At 73.4% G+C, this 20321-nt stretch carries 10 protein-coding genes; 5 read left to right on the forward strand and 5 right to left on the reverse strand.

Going from position 1 to position 20321, the window contains the following annotated elements; genetic code table 11:
• Window positions 1–28 precede the first annotated feature (28 nt).
• Together ACFYUY_RS19190 and ACFYUY_RS19195 are read left to right on the forward strand one after the other, a co-directional pair.
• A complete protein-coding gene (locus ACFYUY_RS19190) occupies window positions 29–1129 on the forward strand; it encodes a TIGR04222 domain-containing membrane protein (protein ID WP_360215966.1) in 1101 nt (366 codons plus the stop codon).
• 69 nt (window positions 1130–1198) lie between these two features.
• A complete protein-coding gene (locus tag ACFYUY_RS19195) occupies window positions 1199–1981 on the forward strand; it encodes a TIGR04222 domain-containing membrane protein (protein WP_360215963.1) in 783 nt (260 codons plus the stop codon).
• A gap of 111 nt (window positions 1982–2092) precedes the next feature.
• Here ACFYUY_RS19195 and hemQ read toward each other — a convergent pair whose 3' ends face one another.
• The 4 genes from hemQ to ACFYUY_RS19215 form a co-directional block, all read right to left on the reverse strand.
• The gene (gene hemQ, locus ACFYUY_RS19200; protein WP_360215960.1) at window positions 2093–2818 is read right to left on the reverse strand and encodes a hydrogen peroxide-dependent heme synthase; all 726 of its coding nucleotides are present in this window, start codon (window positions 2816–2818) and stop codon (window positions 2093–2095) included.
• Window positions 2815–4248, reverse strand: coding sequence for a protoporphyrinogen oxidase (gene hemG, locus ACFYUY_RS19205; protein WP_360215957.1), 1434 nt, complete (start codon window positions 4246–4248; stop codon window positions 2815–2817). The genes hemQ and hemG overlap by 4 nt, the downstream gene beginning before the upstream one ends.
• Window positions 4249–4441: 193 nt before the next feature.
• Window positions 4442–5341 carry a hypothetical protein gene (locus ACFYUY_RS19210; protein WP_387901863.1) on the reverse strand — a complete coding sequence of 300 codons (900 nt, stop codon included), beginning with the start codon at window positions 5339–5341 and terminating at the stop codon, window positions 4442–4444.
• Between the two features lie 31 nt (window positions 5342–5372).
• Window positions 5373–12428 carry a ricin-type beta-trefoil lectin domain protein gene (locus tag ACFYUY_RS19215; RefSeq protein ID WP_360215951.1) on the reverse strand — a complete coding sequence of 2352 codons (7056 nt, stop codon included), beginning with the start codon at window positions 12426–12428 and terminating at the stop codon, window positions 5373–5375.
• A gap of 344 nt (window positions 12429–12772) precedes the next feature.
• Between ACFYUY_RS19215 and ACFYUY_RS19220 the strand changes: the two genes are divergently transcribed.
• A complete protein-coding gene (locus ACFYUY_RS19220) occupies window positions 12773–17164 on the forward strand; it encodes a ricin-type beta-trefoil lectin domain protein (protein WP_363365245.1) in 4392 nt (1463 codons plus the stop codon).
• A gap of 66 nt (window positions 17165–17230) precedes the next feature.
• Here ACFYUY_RS19220 and hemE read toward each other — a convergent pair whose 3' ends face one another.
• The gene (hemE, locus tag ACFYUY_RS19225; RefSeq protein WP_387901895.1) at window positions 17231–18244 is read right to left on the reverse strand and encodes a uroporphyrinogen decarboxylase; all 1014 of its coding nucleotides are present in this window, start codon (window positions 18242–18244) and stop codon (window positions 17231–17233) included.
• Window positions 18245–18480: 236 nt separating this feature from the next.
• Here hemE and ACFYUY_RS19230 point away from each other — a divergent pair, with 236 nt between their 5' ends.
• Together ACFYUY_RS19230 and ACFYUY_RS19235 are read left to right on the forward strand one after the other, a co-directional pair.
• The gene (locus ACFYUY_RS19230; protein WP_360215942.1) at window positions 18481–19143 is read left to right on the forward strand and encodes a DUF3000 domain-containing protein; all 663 of its coding nucleotides are present in this window, start codon (window positions 18481–18483) and stop codon (window positions 19141–19143) included.
• Window positions 19144–19463: 320 nt separating this feature from the next.
• Window positions 19464–20180: a response regulator transcription factor gene (locus ACFYUY_RS19235; protein WP_360215939.1), complete on the forward strand. Its 717-nt coding sequence runs from the start codon at window positions 19464–19466 to the stop codon at window positions 20178–20180.
• Window positions 20181–20321 lie beyond the last annotated feature (141 nt).

Consider the following 20321-nt stretch of genomic DNA (forward strand, 5'->3'; position numbering starts at 1 on the left):
CGACACCGCACACTCCGGGGGAACGCCCATGTGGCACGACACCTACTTCCTGATCCCCGCCGCCCTGCTGGCGGCGGCCGTCCTGTACGCCTCGCAGACCCGCCAGCGGGTCGGTCACGTGCCGCGGGCCATGGGCCTGCCCGGGCGCGGCCTGCCGCTGCTGGACGCCGCGTTCCTGGCCGGCGGTCCGGGCCGGGTCTTCGACACCGCACTGGTCCGGATGCACATGGCCGAGCGGGTGGTGATCAGCCGCGCCGGCCTGGTCACCCTGGTCGACCGCCGGCCGTACGACGCGGTCGACCAGGCCGTGATGGACGCCGTCGGCCCGACCGGCAGCCGGGAGATCGCCGCGCTGCGCCGGGAGGTGATGCGCTCGGCCGCCGTGCAGGAGATCGGCGACCGGCTCTCCGACCGCGGGCTGATGCGCCGCCCGGACCGGCTGCGGCGGGCCCGGACCGCGCACCTGCTGCTCCGGCTCGCGGTGCTGGACGTACTGGCCTTCACGGTCCTCGCCGTGGTCCTCGACGACGGCGAGCCCGGCTACGACCGCGTCTCGTTCTGGGTCCCCGGGTTCCTGCTGCTGGTGGGCCTGGTGGCGCTGGCCGTCACCCGGCCGCACCGGGGCCGGATCACCCCGGCCGGTCGGCGCCAGCTGGCGCTGATGCACGGCAGCACCCCGTGGCGGCCCAGCGCGGGGCTGTCCCCCGCGCTGGCGGGCGGCGCGCTGCTGGGCGCGCTCGCGCTCGGCGGGCTGGCCGCGGCCGGGCTGGACGACCAGGAGCTGGAGGCGGCGATGCTGGAGGCCTCGGCCGAGGAGGAGGCGATGCGGCAGGCGTCCGCGGGCGCCTTCGCGTCCTCGTCCTCCTCGTCCTCCTCCTCGTCGGGTTCCTCCTGCGCCTCCACCACCACCTGGTGCGGCTCCTCCTCCGACTCCGGTTCGTCCGGTTCGTCCGGCTGCGGCGGGAGCAGCAGCTGCGGTTCGTCGTCGTCGAGCTGCGGGTCCTCGTCCAGCAGCTGCGGGTCCTCCTCGTCGAGCTGCGGCTCCTCGTCCAGCAGCTGCGGGTCCTCCTCGTCCAGCTGCGGCTCCTCGTCCAGCAGCTGCGGCGGTGGCGGCGGCTGCGGGTCCTGACGTCACAGTTCGGTATCGCGCACCGGGAAGCCGTTCCCCGGGCCGTCGGACCAGGCATACAACAAGCCCATGTGGTTGCTGTTCCTGATACCGGCGTGCGTCGCGGCGGTGCTGTCCTGCCTCCGGCTGGTGCGGACGACCGCGACCGCCGACGCCCTGGCCGAGCAGGACGGGCTGCGCCCGCCCGAGGCCGTCGGGATCGGGCTGTACGAGACGGCCTACCTGGCCGGCGGACCGGACCGGGTGGTCGAGCTCGCCCTCGTCCTGATGGCCGGCCGGGGGCGGCTGCACCTGGCGCACACGGGGTGGACGACGGTGGTCGACCCCCGGGGCCGCAGCCGCCTGGAGCGCGCGATCGTCGCCACCGTCGGCCCCGAGGGCCAGTGCCGCACCGACGAGCTGCGCCGGGCGATGGCCGGGCACCCGACGGTGCTGGAGATGGGCGCCCGGCTCTCGCTGGCCGGCCTGGCGACTCCGGCCCTGATCCAGCGCAGCACCGTCCTGGTGGTCCGGCAGGTGCGGCACGCACTGCTGCTGACGCTGGTCCTGCTGGCGGCCGCGCTGGCGCTCAGCGGCTTCACCGGTGGTGACGCGCTCGCCCCCCTCGCCTGGTTCTCGCTGCCGCTGGTGCTCACCGCGGGCACGCTGCTGATGGCCCGGGTGGACGTCTACCCCTACACCCGCTGGGCCTCCCCGATCGGTCAGGAGGTGCTGCGCGAGGTGCGCCCGGCCCGCCAGCGCGGCCTCGCCGACGACGAGGAGCGCGAACTGCTCACCGCCGTCGCCATGAACGGCCCCGCCGCCCTCGCCGACCCGCGGCTGCGCGCCGCGCTGCGCCCGCACCGCACCTGAACCCGCGGGCCCGTCGGCCGGACGGCGCACGGGCCCACCGGACGGACCCCGGACGGACCGGAGGCCAGCTCCCCGAGCGGGAACCGGCCTCCGGACACGACGAGCCGCAGGTCAGGCCAGGCCGCCCAGCAGCTCGCTGACCGGCTTGCGGCGGCCGGTGAAGAACGGCACCTCCTCGCGGACGTGCAGCCGGGCCCGGGAGGGGCGCAGGTCGCGCATCAGGTCGACGATCCGGTGCAGCTCGTCCGCCTCGAAGGCGAGCAGCCACTCGTAGTCGCCGAGCGCGAACGAGGCCACCGTGTTGGCCCGCACGTCCGGGTAGCCGCGCGCCATCTGGCCGTGCTCCGCGAGCATCGCGCGCCGCTCGGCGTCCGGCAGCAGGTACCACTCGTAGGAGCGGACGAACGGGTACACGCAGACGTAGTCGCGCGCGCGCTCGTCGGCGAGGAACGCCGGGATGTGCGACTTGTTGAACTCGGCCGGGCGGTGCAGCGCCATGTTCGACCAGACCGGCTCCAGCCGGCGGCCCAGGGCGGTGCGGCGGAAGCGGTTGTACGCCTCCTGCAGGTCGTCCGAGTCGGCGGCGTGCCACCAGACCATGATGTCGGCGTCGGCGCGCAGACCGGAGACGTCGTAGGTGCCGCGCACGGTGACGTCCTTCGCGGCCAGCTGGGCGAAGAGCTCGTCCACCTCGGCGGCGAGGGCGGTGCGGTCCTCGGGCAGCGCGCCCTCGAGCTTGAACACCGACCACATCGTGTAGCGGATGACCTGGTTCAGGTCGCGTGCCTTCTTCTTCTCGGGCTGCTGCTCCGGCTGCTGCTCAACGGTCTCAGTCATGCGCCCATTCTCCTCTCCGTGGGTCCTTCCCCGGTCGCCGGGGTCAACAGTCCGTCGAGGGCCGCCACCGCGGCGGCCGCCGATCCGATGCATGCCGGGATGCCCACCCCGTCGTAGGCGGCGCCGCACAGCGCCAGCGCACCGACCCGCTCCGCGGCCGAGCGCACCCGGGCCACCCGGTCCAGGTGTCCGACCGGATACTGCGGCAGGCCGGCCCGGAAGCGTGAGACGGCGGTGGCGTACGGCCGTGCGGTCAGCCCGACGGCCTCGCCGAGGTCGGCCAGCGAGCGGGCCACCAGCTCCTCGTCGGGCAGCTCCAGCGCCTCCTCCTCACGGTGGCGGCCGAGCGAGGTGCGCAGCAGGAACGCGTCCGGTGCCGAGCGCTCCAGCCAGCCCCACTTGTTGGAGGAGAAGGTCGAGGCCTTGATCCGCCGCCCGTCGACCGGCGGCACCAGGAAGCCGCTGCCGGCCGGCGCCCCGGCCAAGTCGGAGCGGCGGAACGCCATCGTCACCAGGGCCATCCCGGCGTACTCGACGGCGTCCAGCCCGGCGGCGGCCGCGGGGGCGTCGGTGCGCAGCAGTCGGGCCGCGGCCGATGCCGGGGCGGCCAGCACCACGGCGTCCGCGTGCAGCGCGGTGCCGTCGCCGGTCAGCACCCGCCAGCCGTCGGGGGTGCGGCGCAGCTCCGTCACCGGGGTGTCGGTGCGCAGGTCGGCGCCGGCCTTCGCGCACGCCGCGGCGACCGCCTCCGGCAGGGTGCCGATGCCGCCGCGCAGGCCCTGGAAGACCGGGGTGCCGACCACCGCGGGCCGCGAGGCGAGCCGGTGCACCCCCTCGACCAGCGAGCCGCCGCCGCGGGCGATCGGCAGCAGCTGCGGTACGGCGGCGCGCAGCGAGATCTCCTCGGCCCGCCCGGCGTAGACGCCGCCGAGCAGGGGTTCGACCAGCCGGTCGACGACCTCCTGGCCGAGCCGGTCGGCGACGTAACGGCCGATCGCCACGTCCTCGCCGACCTCGGTGGTGCGCTCGTGCCGGGCCCGGTCCAGCCCCTCGGCGGTGAGCACCCCGGAGGCGGCCAGCGCGTCGAGGTCGCCGGGGACGCCCATCACCTGGCCGCCCGGCAGCGGGCGCAGCGCGCCCCGCGTCCAGATCGCGGCCTTCGCGGTGGTCGGCGGCTCCAGCGCGTCGGCGAGGCCGACCGCCCGGGCCAGCTCCACCGCCTCCGGTCGCCGGGCCAGCACCGACTCGGCTCCGAGGTCCACCCGGACCCCGCCGACCTCGCCGCCCCACAGCTTGCCGCCGAGCCGTTCCGACGCCTCCAGCAGCGTGACCCGGGCCCGGGCCGGCCCTCCGGCCGCCCCGCTCAGGAAGGCGGCCGCGGCCAGGCCGGCGATCCCACCACCGATGACGACGACGTGTGCATCCGACATGCTCCGCAGTCTCGCAGGTCTTTACCCGGAGTCCTCAATCCGCTGCACGCCCGGCCCCCGGCGCGGGCCGGAGCACCCCACCGGAACCGCCCGCGCAGGCCCGTACCGCGCCCCCGGGGAACGGCGCGGGGCCGGGGCCGGACGCACCCCGCAGGGTGGTCCCGCCCCGGCCCCGCCGGTGGTGGTGCGCGGATCAGACGGTGTCGGCGTACCAGATCCGGCTCGGCGGCTCGGCGGCCTCGGTGGCCGCGCTGAACCGCTTGGGCACGCCGGGCCGCAGCGCGGGCTTCAGCACCCGCCAGGTCCGCTCGACGGCCTCACCGGTGAAGCCGTCGAACTCCGGCGTCACCCGGATCAGCACCGCCCCGCCGGGGAGTTCGGCCACCTCGTGGAAGCCCCCCGCGGCGAGGGCCGCGGTGCCGCCGAGCTCGCGGGCGATCTCGCGCGGGACGACCGTCAGCCACTCGTACCCGCGCAGCAGCCGCCGCGACTGCGGCAGCGTCATCCCGGGCAGCGGAGGCCCGACCCGCTCCTCGTGCTCGGTGCGCCCGAGCGTCCGCGCGTAGCCGATCTGCGCGTAGGACGGGTCGACCTCGCGGGCGAAGTCCCGCAGCAGCTCCGTCCAGCCGGCCTGTTCGGCCGGCCCGAAGCGGCCCTCGGGCGCCTGTGCGGAGAGCCTGACCCAGTCCTCGCAGTCCTCGTCCCGGGCGACGCCCATCCGCAGCAGCGGTTCGCCGGGCAGGCCCTCGCCGTCCAGCCGGTAGAGCGCGAGCTCCGCCAGCTGGACGTCCCCGGCCAGCCAGGTCTGCAGCTTGGGCAGGTTCTTCCGGGTCAGGACCTTGGCGCGGTGGGTGATCCGGCCGGTCCTGCGGTTGACGGTGTCGGCCGACACGAAGCCCCAGAGGGCTCCGGCCGGGCCGCAGGGCACCGCCTTGGTCAGCGAGTCCTCGGCCAGGTCGGTGCTGTCGAGGACCGCCTGGAGGGTGGGACCCTCCAGGCGCTCCGCACCCTCGACGAGCCAGCGCCGGGCGAGGTCGGCCAGCGCCTCGGCGCCGGCGTACTCGGTGTCGATCTCGCAGCGGATCGTGTGCATGGGCTCTTCGTTCCTTCTCGACCGGTCCGGTCTACGGTTCGGCGGTGCCGGCCGTGGCGCAGTAGGCGATGAAGCCTATGACAAAGACCACGGCCGCTCCGAAGTTGGTCTCCTGCTGCCTGGTCATGATCGGACCGTGCACCTCGAACCCGCCGCCGCCGTCACCGCTGCCCGCGGTGGGGGCGTGCGGCATCTCGCCCGGTGTGGCCGGGGCGGTGTTCGCCGTCGCCCCGGTGATCGGCCGGGTGGTGGTCCAGCCGGGCCTGCGCCCGCGTTCGCTGAGCGGGACGGGCGAGGGCTGCGGCACCGGGACGGGGTGCGGGACGGGGTCGGGTTCGCCGCCCCGGTTGTCCTCCTTCGACCACTTGTAGGTGATGATGCCGTCGGACTTGCCGTCCTTGGCGGTGATGAACTCGGCCGGGTTGGCCATGTTGGGCACCGGACCGAGTTCGGTGCCGAGCCTGCCGCCGGCCTTCACCGTCCGGGTGTCGCCGCTCGCGATCAGCATGACCTGGAGCTGGCGGACGTAGCGGGCGAGCTGCGCCGGTCCGGCGGCCTCCGCGCCACCGCCCTCGTGCTTGACCTCCCAGACCAGGACCTCGTCCTTGCCCCACTCGACGATGTCGGCGTAGCCGGGCTTCTTGTTGCCCTTGGACGAGCCCTCACGGACGAAGACGTCGTTGTCGAAGTCGTCGTACGGGCGCTGCGCCTTGAGGTAGGCGGTGGCCATCAGGACGGCCGTGTCGTGCCGCGGCGTCCAGACCTTCCACCACTTGTACTCCTCCTCCGTCGCCGGCTCGTCGTCCCCGAGGTCCCCGGGTTCGACGTCGTCGCTGGCGGTCTCCGGGGTGCTGGCCTCGGCCTGCCGCTTGGCCCGCTCCTGCTGCATCTGCCATTCGCGCAGGTCGGGGTCGTAGAGGCCGGACGGGTCGCTGCGGTTGACCGGGTCGCTGTGGGAGTAGCCGTAGCTGTTCCACTGCTGCGGGTCGTCGGGGACGAGGACCGGGTCCGGGCTGACGAAGCGTCCGGTGCTCGGCTGGTACTGCCGCGCGCCGAGGTTGGTCAGTCCGGTGACGTCGTCCTTGAGGCCGCCGACGAAGCCCTTGTCGCCGGCCCAGACGCCGGCCGCGGGCTGGGAGCCGCGCGGGTTGCCGAAGGGGTCCATGGCCCGCCGGGTGACGGCGAGGCTGGTGGCGTCGACGGTGAGCAGGCCGCTGTTGTGGTGGTCGGCGAGCTGGACGGTCATCCCGCCGGCACCGACGCGGACCATGGTGAGCCCGCCCGGGACGGGGTAGTACCGGGTGCCGGTGAGGGTCTTGGCGACGGAGTCGTAGACGAGCTCGTCGCCGGCCAGGGTGACGGTGGTCTTCCCGGGGTTGCGGCGGACCAGCTGGTTGCCGTCCGCGTCGTAGACGTAGCTGGTGGTCTGGCTCGGGGCGCTCCACTTCTGGCCGGCCGGGACGGTCGACCCGCAGTCGTTGACCACGAGGGCGGTGCTGTTGGTGCTGACGTCGCCGGGGACGGCCAGGCAGCGGGCCGCGCCCGCGTTGAGGACCGTGCCGTCGGCGCGCGGCGTCCACTTCTGGGCGGCGCCGCCGTCGCAGGGCTGGAGCTGCACGGCGGAGCCGGCCGCGGTGCCCGTGGCGGTGAGGCACTTGTCGAACACCTTGAGCAGGCTGCCCGCGGTGGAGAACCGCTGGCCGCCGCCGGTGCCGCAGGTGTAGATCTGCACGACCGTGCCGTTGGCGGAGCTGCCGCCGCGCATGTCCAGGCACTTGCCGCCGACGCCGGTGACCGGGCCGGCCTGGGCGTAGGCGTCGAGCTTGCCCTCGGTGTTCCAGGTGAGGTCGGCGGTGCCGGTCCTGGAGGTGTAGATCGAGGTGGTGTTGCCGCCGGCGTCGTAGGTGTCGCGGCCGGAGACGGTGGTGGCGGCGCCGACCGTGGTGCCGGTGCCGGTGAGCGCGTGCGGGCCGCCGTTGCCGGCGGAGGTGTTGACCGTCCCGGGGGCCGGGAAGGTCTGGGTGGTGACGGTGTCCTTGGTGGAGTCGCCGCCGGTGTCGTGCTGGACGAACCGGGTGCGGTTGCCCGTCACGTCGTAGCCGTACTCCTGCCAGTACGGGTTGCCGCCGCCGACGGTGGTCAGCGCCGGTGCGACGGCGCCGCTGGTCGGGCTGGTGTTGGTGCAGCGGCCCTGGTCCAGGGTCTGGTGCTGCTGCGGGTCGGGGACGGTGACGGTGCCGGTGTCGGTCCAGGCGGTGGTCAGCCGGCCGAGGCTGTCGTAGCCGAAGCACTGCAGGTCGCGTGCGGCCGGGTTGTTGTCGGGGACGGTGTTGATGGAGGTGACGCGACCGGAGTCGTCGTAGGTGTAGCCGGTCTGCTGGACCGCGCCGGTGGTGGAGGTCTGCTTGTCCAGGAACTGGTTGCGCAGCCGTCCGGTGGCCTGGTCGTAGTCGTTGGTGACGACGACCTGGGTGGCCCAGGGGTTGACGGTGGAGCGGACGACCCGGCCGTAGGCGTCGTACTCGGTCTGGGTGTCGTACGTGGTGGCGCCCGCGTACTTGAACATCTGGCCGTAGTCGTTGTACGAGAACGCGACGTCGTCGACCGGCAGGCCGCCGAGGGCGGGGAGGATGCTCTCCTTCAGGTTGCCGGTGATCTTGTCGTAGGTCGCCGTGCTGGTGTACGTGAACGTGCCGGTCTGGCCGATCTCGCTGCCCGGGATGCTGACCGTCGCCCCGGTCTTCCGGTAGGCGTCGTCGTAGCCGGTCACCGCCGTGGTGTAGGCCTGGCCGGTCGCGCCGCCGACGTAGCGGGTGGACGAGGTCGGCTTGCCCTTGACGACGGTGTCGTAGACCCAGCCCGCCAGCTGGTTGGCCGGGGCCACCGTGCCGTCGTACTCACCGGTCTTGCGGCCGGTGAGGTCGTAGGTGAAGGCGAGCCGGCGGCTGCGGCCGTCGGTGGTGGTGGCCACCCGCGAGGCCTCGTCGTAGGTCTGCACGACGCTGCCGGTGTCCGGGTCGGTCGCGGAGACCTGGCGGTGCCGCAGGTCGTAGCCGAAGGACCAGCGGTTGCCCGCGGCGTCGGTGCGCGACTCGGGCCGGCCGTCGACGGTGTAGGTGTACGTGGAGACCACCGCGTCGGCGCGGTTGCCGGTGGCGGTCGGGGTGTTGTACTGCCAGCGCTCGACGGTGTGGTTGCGGGCGTCGGAGACGGCGCTGGTGGGCCAGGTCCCGGCGGGCGGGAGCAGGTCGACCCGGTCCACGCCGGCGTACGTCGTGGTGGTGCGGTTCTGCTCGACGCCGAGGGACCAGGAGGCGACCACCACGGCGCGGCTCTGCCCGTCGTAGGTGGTCCGGGTCTGCAGCGGGACGGTCGAGTCGTCGGCCGTCACCAGGGTCGAGGTGGGGCCGGAGTCCTTGTTGTACCAGGCCGGGTCGGCGGTCTTGGCCCGCCCCTGCGAGTCGTAGCGGGTCCCGGAGAGCATCCGGCCGGTGTAGGCCGGGTTGGCGGGCGAGGTCTGGGTCTGCCGGGTGCGGCCGAAGCCGTCCAGGATGTCGATCTTGCGGGTCTGGACCGGGGTGCTCAGGTCGCGCTTGAGCACCAGGGTCGTCACCGAGGACGGGACACCGGTCTGGTTGGACAGGTTGTAGGCGTAGCTGACGTTGGGGTTCGGGTTGGCCCCGGGGGTGCGGCCGGCCAGCCAGACCCCGGTGAGGCGCCCGAGGGAGTCCCAGGCCTGGGTGCTGACCTTGTTGTTCGGGTCCTTGACGGTCAGCGTGTTGCCGCGGCGCGGGTCGATGGTGGTGACGGTGTCCCAGGTGGCGTTGGCCACGCCGGGCACCGGTGCCGAGGAGGTCAGCGTGGACGGGATCTCGCCGGCCGCGGCGGCCGCGTACGAGGTCCTGGTGGTCGCGCCGCCCGGGTGCTGCGCGTCCTTGACGGTCAGCGCGGTGACGGAGTCGGTGCGGCCGTACTTGTCGAAGGTGACGTTGGTGGTGGTGGTGAAGGTGGCGCTGCCGTCGGCCTCGTAGCGCTCCAGCTCCTGGGAGCCGCTCGGGTTGGCGGTGGCCGCGGCCTGGCCGTACGGCAGGTTGTCGTACAGCACGCGGTTGCGGGAGACGGTGTTCCCGGCGTTGGCGGTGGCCGTGCAGGCGTTGGCGCCGGAGACCGTGAGGGTCTCGGCGGCCAGGTCGGTGCGGACCGGGTCGGGCCCCTGCGCGTACGCGGTGAGGGTGCAGACGTCGGGCAGCCCGTCGGCCTGGTCGAGCACGCTGCGGGCGCGGTTGGCGTGGTCGCTGTCGGACACCGTGGTCTTGGTGGTGGTCCGCCAGGTCTGGTCGGCCTTCAGGCCCTGGGTGGTCGTCGAGCGGGTGGTCGCGGTGTAGCGCGCCACGAGGTCCGGCAGCCCGTTGCCGCGCGGGTGGGTCGCGGTGGCGACCTCACCGGAGGCCGCGTTGACGGTGCGCGAGGTGACCTTGCCGTCGGCCTGGTCGAACACCTCGGTCTGCAGGACCTGGCCGCCCAGCCAGTCGACGTCCACGACGTCCCGGCCGAGCGCGTCGGTCAGGTGGACGCTGCGGGTGCTGCCGTCCTTGCGGACGTCGCCGTCCATGCCCTGCCGGTAGGTCGCGCGGCTCTGCGACCTGGGGCCGTCGTTGCCGCTGCCGATGGTGGTGGTGACCACCCCGAAGCCGCGGAAGTCGCCCCAGGTGCGGGCGTTCGCCTCGGTGAGCTCGGCGTCGTCGCGGTGCCAGCCGGGCTTGGCGTAGGCGTACTTGGTGATCTTCTGCGGGGCGTCGGTGGCGGTGTCGTTCTCGGTCAGCGAGGCGACGGTGTAGTGGTTGAACCAGTCGAGGACCGGGTCCGACCCGGCCACCGAGCCCGGCGGCAGCCAGCGCACCGGGTAGCAGCCGAGGCTGTTGTCGTCCTCGGCCGCCGGCATCACCTTGTTGATCCGGGAGCAGGCCGGCAGGTTGTAGTCGACGTTCAGGACGCCGCCGGTCTCGTTGTGGATCTGCTGGATGCGCGGCCGGTTCATCAGCGGCGGCGCGGGCACCAGGTCGGTGCCGTCCACCCGGTTGGGCAGCATCACCGGGGTGAAGCTCACCGCCGGGGTGCTGAGCTGGGTCGCGCCGGCCTTGCCGGTGCGCACCACGGAGTCCAGCCACAGGGCCTTCTGGCTGGTGTTGTCGTTCGGGTTCGGGAACGAGTGGTTGAGCTGGTAGGAGTCGACGTCCTGCCAGGCGTTGTTGACCCGCACCTGGGTGGCGACGCCGGAGAGCCGCTTCGTGGTGAAGTAGCTCGGGCCGTAGTGGGTGCAGGTGCCGTCCTGCTTGCACTCCTGGTCGACCGGCACGTCGGGCCAGTTGGTCTTGTTGGCCTCGGTGCGCTGGGACGGGTCGCAGTTCGCGGTGTCCACGCAGCGCTCGGCGGTGGAGAAGACGACCTTCGCGGCGGGCTGCAGGCCGCCCTTGGCCGCGACCTGCTCGTCGAGGCGCTGGCCGTACGCGATCGTGGCGGGCAGGTTCGCCCGGGTGTAGGAGGTGCGGGTGCCGTTGCCGTTGTTCTGGCCGCCGCCACGGGCGTACCAGTTGGTCTCCGGCGACCACGTGTAGGTGGTCAGGTTGCCGCGCGCGTCCACCACGTAGTCCAGCGAGAGCCGCTGCCACATCTGGCACCAGGAGGCCTTGCCCTGGCCGGAGTCGTAGCACGGGTCGCCGCTGTCGGGCGAGTAGACCGGCACGGTGGAGACCGAGTTGGACGCCGGATCGCTCTTGTCGCCGCCGGGCAGGTGGTTCAGGCCGAAGTAGTACACCGTGCCGGAGGAGTCGGTGACCTTCGCGTAGGCGCCGTCCCGGGCGTCGTTGCCCGCGCCCGAGCCGAACTCGATCCTGGTGCCGTCGTCGTCCTTGAGGTGCCAGACGCCGGTCGCGGCGTCCGTGGTGGCGCCGGAGGAGCCGGCGTTGCGGTCCCGGACCAGCTGGCCGGAGTGCGAGCCGAGCGAGAGGGCCGCGTTGAAGCCGGCCCAGCACTGGTCCCCGGAGCCCTTGATGCCGTCCTTGTCGCAGGGCTTGAAGCTGCGCTCGATGAAGCCGGGGTTGAGCTCCCAGCCGTCACCGACCCAGGAGGCCTGGGCGTTGGTGGCCGAGGTCTTCCCGTCCACCGTCGAGGAGTTGTACGAGAGCGCGACCGCGGGCGGCTGGCCGCCGAGCGACGGCGGCACCTGGACCGGGTAGCTGTACGTGAGGGCGCCGGAGGAGCTGCCCGCCGCCCAGGCGGAGGAGGGGGTCAGCGTGGAGGCGTTGTAGCTGCCGCCGCCGCCCGAGGAGGTGGTCTCGGCGGCCAGCAGCAGCGGGGCCGCCGCGGGGGCCTGGGCCGAGGCCCCGCTCGCGGACGCGGCGAAGGAGGCCTTCACGGCACCGCCGGCCGGCACGGCCGGGTCGCCCGCGGCGGGCAGCGACACCTCGGCGACGATCCGCTTGGCGGCGGCGTCGTAGCGGGCCGGCACCGGGGTGCGGACCTGGCAGGAGGGGAGCTCGGGGGTGGTCGCGGCGCACGCGGGCAGCGTGACCAGGCGGCCGCGGGAGGCGAACTCGCCGCCGGTGGCCGCGTCCAGCGCGGCGGAGTCGACGCCGACGGTGACCGGCACGGCCTCCTCGGCACCGCCCCGCCCGTCGGCGGCCGCACCGGCCGCCCGCTGCGCCGTGAGGCTGAAGACCAGCCCGTCGACGCCGGACACCCGGGCGCTCGCGCCGTCCTTCTGGACCACCGTCACCGCCGCGGCCGACGCCGCGGCCTCCGGCTTCGGGGCGACCCAGACCGGCAGCGCGCCGGCCTTGACGGGGGCGTCCGGCCGCGCGGCGGCGAGGTCCGCGGTGGCGGACCCGTGCACCGCCGGCGCCACCGCGGGCGCCCTGCCGGCCCGCTGCGGCACCGGGTAGTGCGGTGCAACCGCGGCGGCCTTGGCGGCGTCGGTGACCTTGACGGAGGTGGTGCCGGGCAGCGGGGTGCCGGGCGGCTGCCACACCTTGGAGAAGTCGGGTCCGCTCGCGGCCTGCGCGGCCGGTCCGAGCAGCGAACCGGCCACCGCCAGGGCGATCGGCCCGGCTATCCATCGCCAGGGAATTCCCCTGCGATCGGGTCTGTCCGGAATTGACACGTTCCCACCCCCGTTTTCTTGAAAGAGATTTGACTGGTCATCGGCACAGTCGGTTGCGGAACCTAGCAGCCGGGCATGTCGCCCCACCAGCGAGAAAGCGTCCGGCAGGCGGGGTGATCCATCTCACTGACCGGCCATTCGGTTCTTTTTGCGCCAAAATCCCGACACGGCCCTTGCGAAGGTTTTGTCGACGAGGCGTGAGAACTGCCAGGGTGCGCTTGACCTCTGCGTATCCGCACTCGCGGAGCGCGTCGCACACCCGGGGGAGCCCGATGCCACGCATACCCAGACCCGCCAGGCCGACCAGACGGTCGACCGCCGCCGCGGTCTCCTTGGTCCTCACGACCGGCCTGTTCACCGCCGCGCCGTTCGCCGCCCACGCCGCCACCGGCACACCGGCCCCCACCGCGCCGGCCACCGCGCCCTCCGGGCAGCCCACCCGCCCGACGCCGGACCGGATCCAGAGCGCCGTCGAACGCGCCAAGCGCGAGGGCAAGGACGTCCCCGTCCCCGAACTCACCGACGAGTACACCACGGTGGTCGCGACGGCCGAGGGCAAGCTGCGCTCGGAGCAGCACGAGCTCGCGCAACGCGCCAAGCGGACCGACGGCTCCTGGGCCCCCCTCGACGACACCCTGGTCAAGCGTGGCGACGGCACCGTCGCCCCCACCACCGCCAGCGGCGACCTGGTCATCTCCGGCGGCGGCGACGGCCCGCTGGCCACCATGACCACCAAGGACGGCAAGCAGCTCGCCGTCTCCTCGCCGTTCCCCGGCAGGCTCCCCGCCCCGAAGCTGACCGGCAACACGGCGCTGTTCAGCGGCGTCGCGCCGGACACCGACCTCGAGGTCACCGCCACCAAGTGGGGCGGCTACACCACCGTGGTCGTGCTGCGCACGCCCGCCGCCGCGGCCAACCCGGCCGCGCGCAACCTCGTCTTCCCCACCACCACCAAGGGGTTGGAGCTCGGCAAGGACGCCACCGGCGCGCTGACCGCCTCCGCCGGCGGCACCCCGGTGTTCACCGCACCGACCCCGCAGATGTGGTCCGCCAAGGAGGCGCGCACCCCGGCCGCCCGGGCCGCCGCGAAGTCCGCCGCCGCCGAGCCCGCGTTCGCCGCGGCCCCCCGCGCGGCCGCCCCGGCCGCCCCGGCCGCCGGACAGGACGCCGCCGCCGGCGCCGCCACCCGCACCGCGCCGGACGCCCCGAGCACCACGGCCGGTCCCGGCTCACTCGCCACCGTCGCCGACATCCCGGTGGCCGAGGCCAAGGTGGCCCAGGCCGGCGGGAACGGCAAGGGCGCGATCACCCTGACCCCGAGCCCCGACCTGCTCGACGGCGCCAGCACCTCGTACCCGATCTACGTCGACCCGTCCTGGGGCCAGGACGCCCGCGGCAAGCAGCACCACGCCTGGGTGATGCAGGCCCACAACACGACCGGCAACTTCGACCGCACCGGCTCCAACGACCGCGACCGCCCCGGCTCCGGCTACCAGGGCTGGGAGTCCCCGTACGGGATCGAGCGGGCGCTGTTCGAGTTCGACCTCAACGGCTACGCCGGCGCCACGATCAACTACGCCAACCTGCGGATCAACCAGTACATCTCCTCGGACCACTCCTGCTCGACGACCTACCCGGTCAACCTCTACCGGGCCCGTGAGTTCGACTCCTCGGTGTCCTGGAACAACCACGAGGTCCGCGAGTGGCTCGACGGCAAGAACGTCGCGGGCAACGGCACGCTCTCCGAGTGCTACAACGACCTGCCGATCGACTTCAACATCACCAACGCCCTGCGCGACGGCATCCGCAACACCGGCGTGCCGCTCGCCTTCGCCGTGCTCGGCCAGGAGGGCAGCGGTCAGCGGATGGGCTTCAAGCGGTACTCGTACGACGCGACGCTCAGCAGCCAGTACGACTTCCCGCCGCGGGTGCCCGGCAACCCGCACACCTACCCGACCCCGCACCGGGTCACCAGCTCCGACACCGACTCCTGCGCGGACGTGCCGGTCTCCTCGTACGGCTACGTGACCGCCACCAACACCACGCTCAAGTCCACGGTCAGCAGCCCCAACCAGGGCCAGCTCACCGAGTACGTCGGCATCTGGGACAACACCACCGGCGGCAACACCGTCAACAACGGCTGGTCGGGCTTCGTCGGCACGGGCAGCGAGGCCTCGTACGACCTGCCGGTCGGCACCCTCCAGGACGGCCACTACTACGGCTGGCAGACCCAGGGCGACGACGGCCTGCTGCGCGGACCGGCCTCGACGGTCTGCCACTTCGCCGTCGACATGACCCCGCCGGTGTTCACGTTCGGCGCCTTCACCGACCCGGCCACCCAGTTCCCGCCGGCCGGCAACGGCCAGACCACCAAGCTCCGGCTCGGCGACACCGGCCACATCCCGGTGGTCGCCTCCGACCCGAGCCCGGGCGCCGGCCTGGTCTCCTCGGGCCTGGCGTGCGTCCAGTGGGGCTACGACCCGCAGCTCTCCGGCGCGCAGCAGACCTGCGGCAACGGCGGCACGCTGTCGATCGGCGACATCACCACCAAGCCGACCCACTGGGGCACCAACACCCTGTACGCGCGGGCGATCGACGAGGCCGGGAACTCCTCCCAGACCGTCTCCTACTCGTTCTACGTGCCGTGGGCGCCGGGCCCGGTCGCCTTCGGCGACACCACCGGCGACGCCCGGCCGGACATCCTGCTCGCCGACACCGCCGGCAACCTGATCGCCCACGGCCGGGCCACCGACCCGGGCAACACCAGCGTGCCGCCCACCGGCACCGCCGCACCGGCCGCCCAGGCCCCGGGCGCCGACGCCGCCACCAACCCCCGGACGTGGAAGGACTACCGCGTCGCGCACCGCGGATCGGTGGACCCGACGACCAACCTGGACGACCTGTTCGTCCACAAGGACCCGAGCGGCCCGGGCGCGGGCGACGGTGACGACGCCCTCTACTACTACTCCAACACCCTGTCCGACCCGGGCCGCTTCACCCGCGGCACGATGACCCCGCTGGACCGCCCGGACTGCGACACCGCGTACGCCACGTCCTGCGCCGGCCACCACGACGGCGGCAGCTGGTCCCAGGCCCGCCAGATCACCCCGATCGGCTCGGCCAAGGACACCCGCACCCCGAGCCGCCAGGTGACCGACGCCACCGGCGTCTTCGCGATCGACTCGGGCAACCTCTGGTTCTACCCGGTCAAGACCAACCACACCCTGGCGGCGCCGTCGCTGGTCTCCACCGGCAACTGGGACGACAAGGACCTGATGGTCCCCGGCAACACCCTCGCCATCGGTGCCGCCACGGCCACCACCCCGGCCCTGTGGGTGCGCAACCGGACCAACGGCGACATCTTCCAGTACGCGCTGACCACCGCCGCCCGGCCGGACGGCTCGACCACGGTGACGGCCGTCACGGCCAGCCCCGCCGCCAGGATCGGCTGGGGCGTCAACGGCACGGGCTTCCCGACCATGGGCGCCGACGGCGACCTGACCGGTGACGACGTGCCCGACCTCTGGGGCGTCGACCAGTCCGGGACGATCCACGTCTGGCCGTCGGCCGTCACCAACGGCCAGGTCACGGGCTACGCCGGCGACCACTTCCGCGGCACCACCCAGGCGCCGTTCGTGCAGTTCCCGCTGACCGGCGACGCCAAGGCCAACCCGGCCGCCCAGAACGGCACCGCCGCCAACGTGTCCTTCGCCGACGACACCGTCGACGGCCGCACCACCAAGGTCGCGGTGTTCGACGGCACCGGGGCCAACAAGTCCACCGTCACCGGCGCCCGGAACGCGGTGGACGCCCGCCAGAGCTTCACCATCAGCACCTGGGCCTACCTGGCCAAGGACGACTCCGGCGTGGTGGTCAGCCAGGACACCCAGCACGGCAGCTCGTTCATGATCTACGCCGACCACGGCGCCTGGCGCTTCGCGATCGCCAACGGCGACAACGACCAGTGGCCCTACGACTACGACAACGCCACCGGCCCCGCCGGCGCGTACCGGCTCAACACCTGGACGCAGCTGACCGCGAGCTACAACGCCGCCACCGGACAGATGAACCTGTACGTCAACGGCAGCCTGGCCGGCACCGGCCAGCACAACGCCTCGACCAGCCCGGCCCCGAACGGCAACCTGGTGCTCGGCCGCTACCGCGCCGCCAGCGCGCCGTCCAACTTCCTCACCGGGCGGATCAGCGACCTGGCGGTCTACAACTCGGCGGTCGCGGCGACCACCGTGAACAGCCCGGTCCGGTTCTCCGCACACATGGGCCGCTGCCTGGACGCGCCGAACAACAACACCGGCAACGGCATGCACCCCCAGCTGTGGGACTGCAACGGCACCGACGCCCAGCGCTACAGCCTGAACGCCAACGGCACGCTCACCATCAACAACCAGTGCGTGGCCGCGAGCGCCAACGGCACCGCGGTGGGCACCCAGATCATCCTCTGGAACTGCCTCGGCGAGGGCGGCCAGCAGTGGCGCTACCGGGCCGACGGCAGCATCTACAACCCGCAGTCGGGCCTGTGCCTGGACGTCCCCTGGGCGAACAGCAACGCCGGCACCACCCTCCAGCTCTTCACCTGCAACGGCACCACCGCGCAGCGCTGGAGCATCCCGACCGTCAGCACCCCGGTCCTTCCCGTGAACCCGTAGCGGTCCACCGGAACGACGGAAGGGCCCGTCCCCCCGAGGGGGGCGGGCCCTTCGCCCGTTCCGGGGTCAGCGCGCGCTGGCCTCGTGCACGAAGGCGACCAGACGGCTCAGCGCGTCCGGGTCCATCGAGGGCATGACGCCGTGGCCGAGGTTGAAGACGTGGCCGCTGGTGCCGAGCGCCTCCGCGGCCCGCAGGACCTCGCGGGCCTTGCTCTCGACGACCTCGGTGGGCGCGAACAGGACGGCCGGGTCGAGGTTGCCCTGCAGGGCCTTGCCGGGGCCGACCCGCTCGGCCGCCACGTCCAGCGGCACCCGCCAGTCGACGCCGACGACGTCCGCGCCGGCCTCGCCCATCAGGCCCAGCAGCTCGCCGGTGCCGACGCCGAAGTGGATCCGCGGCACGCCGTAGGAGGCGACGGAGTCGAAGACCTTGGTGCTGGACGGCATGACCGAGCGGCGGTAGTCCGCCGGGGCGAGCGAGCCGACCCAGGAGTCGAAGAGCTGGACCGCCGAGGCGCCGGCCTCGATCTGCACCTTCAGGAAGGCGGAGGTGATGTCGGCCAGCCGGTCGACCAGGGCCGCCCACAGCTCGGGCTGCCCGTACATCATGGCCTTGGTGTTCTCGTGGTTCTTCGACGGCCCGCCCTCGACCAGGTAGCTGGCCAGGGTGTACGGCGCGCCGGCGAAGCCGATCAGCGGCGTCCCGCCGAGCTCGTCCACCAGCAGGCCGACGGCCTCGGTGATGTAGGGGACGTCGTCCGGCTCCAGCGGGCGCAGCCGCTCGAGGTCCGCGAAGGTGCGGATCGGGTCGGCGATGACCGGCCCGATGCCGGGCTTGATGTCGACGTCGATGCCGACCGCCTTGAGCGGCACCACGATGTCGCTGAAGAAGATCGCCGCGTCCACGCCGTGCCGGCGCACCGGCTGGAGGGTGATCTCCTTGACCAGCTCGGGCCGCATGCAGGACTCCAGCATGGGGATGCCCTCGCGGACCTTCAGGTACTCGGGCAGCGAGCGGCCGGCCTGGCGCATGAACCACACCGGGGTGTGCGGCACCGGCTCGTGCCGGCAGGCGCGCAGGAACGCGGAGTCGTGCGCGGCGCCGCGGCGCGCGGGGGTGGTTCGGCCGTCGAGGGCGGCCGCCGTGGTGTCTGCCGTAGTCTCGCTCACGGGTCAAATCTTCGCACGCGCCCCGGGGCGCTCTCTCCGGGCCGGCTCGTCGGTTCCTCCAAGATGTGGCCCGGTTTGCCGTTCCGGCACGCCGCTCGGACGGAAGTTGCGGCGTTAACCGGGGTTCTCGACCTAGTCTTCGGGTCATGGCAGCGGTCGGCGGGCACCCCGCACAGGGTGGCGGAGCAGGTGGCGGAACTGGTCGGGAGGGGGCGCCGAGCGAGTTCCGGGCCGCCGTGGAGGCCCTCGACGGGGCCCGACTGCGGCCCGAGGTCCAGCTCTCCCCCGCCCCGGCGCCGCGCCGGCTGGCCCCGTACGCGTTCGCGGTGACCGCCTCGGTGGAGGTGGACGGCGAGGAGCTCGCGGACGGGCGGCTGGTGCTGCTGCACGACCCGGCCGGGCAGGAGGCCTGGAACGGCGAGTTCCGGGTGGTGACGATGACCCGCGCGGAGCTGGAGCCGGAGATGGCCGGCGACCCGATGCTCTCCGAGGTCGGCTGGGCCTGGCTGCTGGACGCCCTGCAGACGCACGGCGCCGGGTACGCGGAGCCGTCCGGCACGGTGACCCGCTGCGCCTCGCAGTACTTCGGCGGCCTCGCGGACCGCCCCTCCTCGACCGAGATCGAGATCCGGGCGTCCTGGACGCCGGCCGACGGCCGGTTCGAGCGGCACCTGGCGGCCTGGGGGGACCTGCTGTGCACCAGCGCGGGCCTGCCGCCGGTCACCCCGGCCCCGCAGGCGCCGGCGGACGTGCCGTCACTCGGCGGAGTGGTCCCGATGCCCGCACGGCGACGCCCGCGCTCGCACTGACGAGTGGCGTCCGGCCCGGACGGCACCGGCCGGTCCGACGCCACCCCCAGGGCTGACAGCGTGTGACTTCCGTCGCGCTCTGCGTCAATTACCCGGCCGAAACCGACCGATTCATGACGAATCTGATCGATTTTGTGCGAATACCAGGCATGTCGCATCAGTCATATGCGCGATTTGTCCGTATTGTTACTCACTAGATCGTGATCTTTCGCTAAAGCCGGGCACGGTAGCTGCCGAAGCAGACTGTGACCCTTTCCGAACGCGGAACACTCCGACCGCCCCCATCGGGGTTCCGTCCGCCACTCCCCGCAGGAGGCCTGGTGTCGGTCCTTCTTGAGCACCCCGCAAACGTGGTCGCCTACCGGCCGACCAAGCCCACCGCCATGGTGGTCATCGCCGATCCCCGCGTCCGAAACACCGTCACCCGCCACCTGTGGGCGCTCGGCGTCCGGGACGTGATCGAGGTGTCCTCGATCGCCGAGGCCCGCCCCCGGGTCTCCACCCCGCGCGACATCTGCGTCGCCGACGTGCACCTGCCGGACGGCTCCGGGCTGACCATCCTGGCCGAGACCCGCGCCGCGGGCTGGCCCAACGGGCTGGCGCTGTCCGCCGCCGACGACATCGGCGCGGTCCGCAGCGCGCTGGCCGGCGGGGTGAAGGGCTACGTCGTCACCGGCACCCGCACCAACGTCGCGATGCCCGGCCGCCCGGGCCTGCCGCTCGGCGCCGCCGGACTGGCCGGGCGGATGCGCCGTCCGGGCATGCCGGGCGTGCCGGGCGCCACCGGTGCGCCGGGCGCCCACGGGGCCCCCGGTGCCCCGGGCACCCAGCAGTCCGCCTACCGCGAACTGTCCGGCCGTGAGGTGGAGGTGCTGCGGCTGGTCGCCGAGGGTCAGTCCAACAAGGCCATCGGCGTGGCGATGGGCCTCTCCGCCCTCACCGTGAAGAGCCACCTCGCCCGGATCGCCCGCAAGCTGGGCACCGGCGACCGGGCCGGCATGGTCGCGGTCGCCCTGCGCACCGGCATCATCCACTGAGCCGATCGGACCGGACCGCCGCGGCGGCTCAGGAGGAACGTTCCTCCTGAGCCCCCGCCCCCCCCCTAGACGGGGCCGCGGCAGCCCCACCCACCCCCGGGGAACAAGGCGCCCAAAAACCCCGCCCCGCCGAGCGGACGT

Origin of the sequence: Kitasatospora sp. NPDC004745 (assembly GCF_042873275.1) — a bacterium.
GTDB lineage: Bacteria > Actinomycetota > Actinomycetes > Streptomycetales > Streptomycetaceae > Kitasatospora.

Coding starts and splice junctions, on each gene's coding strand:
- ACFYUY_RS19195 (WP_360215963.1), top strand. CDS start 1,199: ATGTGGTTGCTGTTCCTGATACCGGCGTGCGTCGCGGCGGTGCTGTCC.
- ACFYUY_RS19210 (WP_387901863.1), bottom strand. CDS start 5,341: ATGCACACGATCCGCTGCGAGATCGACACCGAGTACGCCGGCGCCGAG.
- ACFYUY_RS19220 (WP_363365245.1), top strand. CDS start 12,773: ATGCCACGCATACCCAGACCCGCCAGGCCGACCAGACGGTCGACCGCC.
- hemQ (WP_360215960.1), bottom strand. CDS start 2,818: ATGACTGAGACCGTTGAGCAGCAGCCGGAGCAGCAGCCCGAGAAGAAG.
- ACFYUY_RS19230 (WP_360215942.1), top strand. CDS start 18,481: ATGGCAGCGGTCGGCGGGCACCCCGCACAGGGTGGCGGAGCAGGTGGC.
- ACFYUY_RS19190 (WP_360215966.1), top strand. CDS start 29: ATGTGGCACGACACCTACTTCCTGATCCCCGCCGCCCTGCTGGCGGCG.
- hemG (WP_360215957.1), bottom strand. CDS start 4,248: ATGTCGGATGCACACGTCGTCGTCATCGGTGGTGGGATCGCCGGCCTG.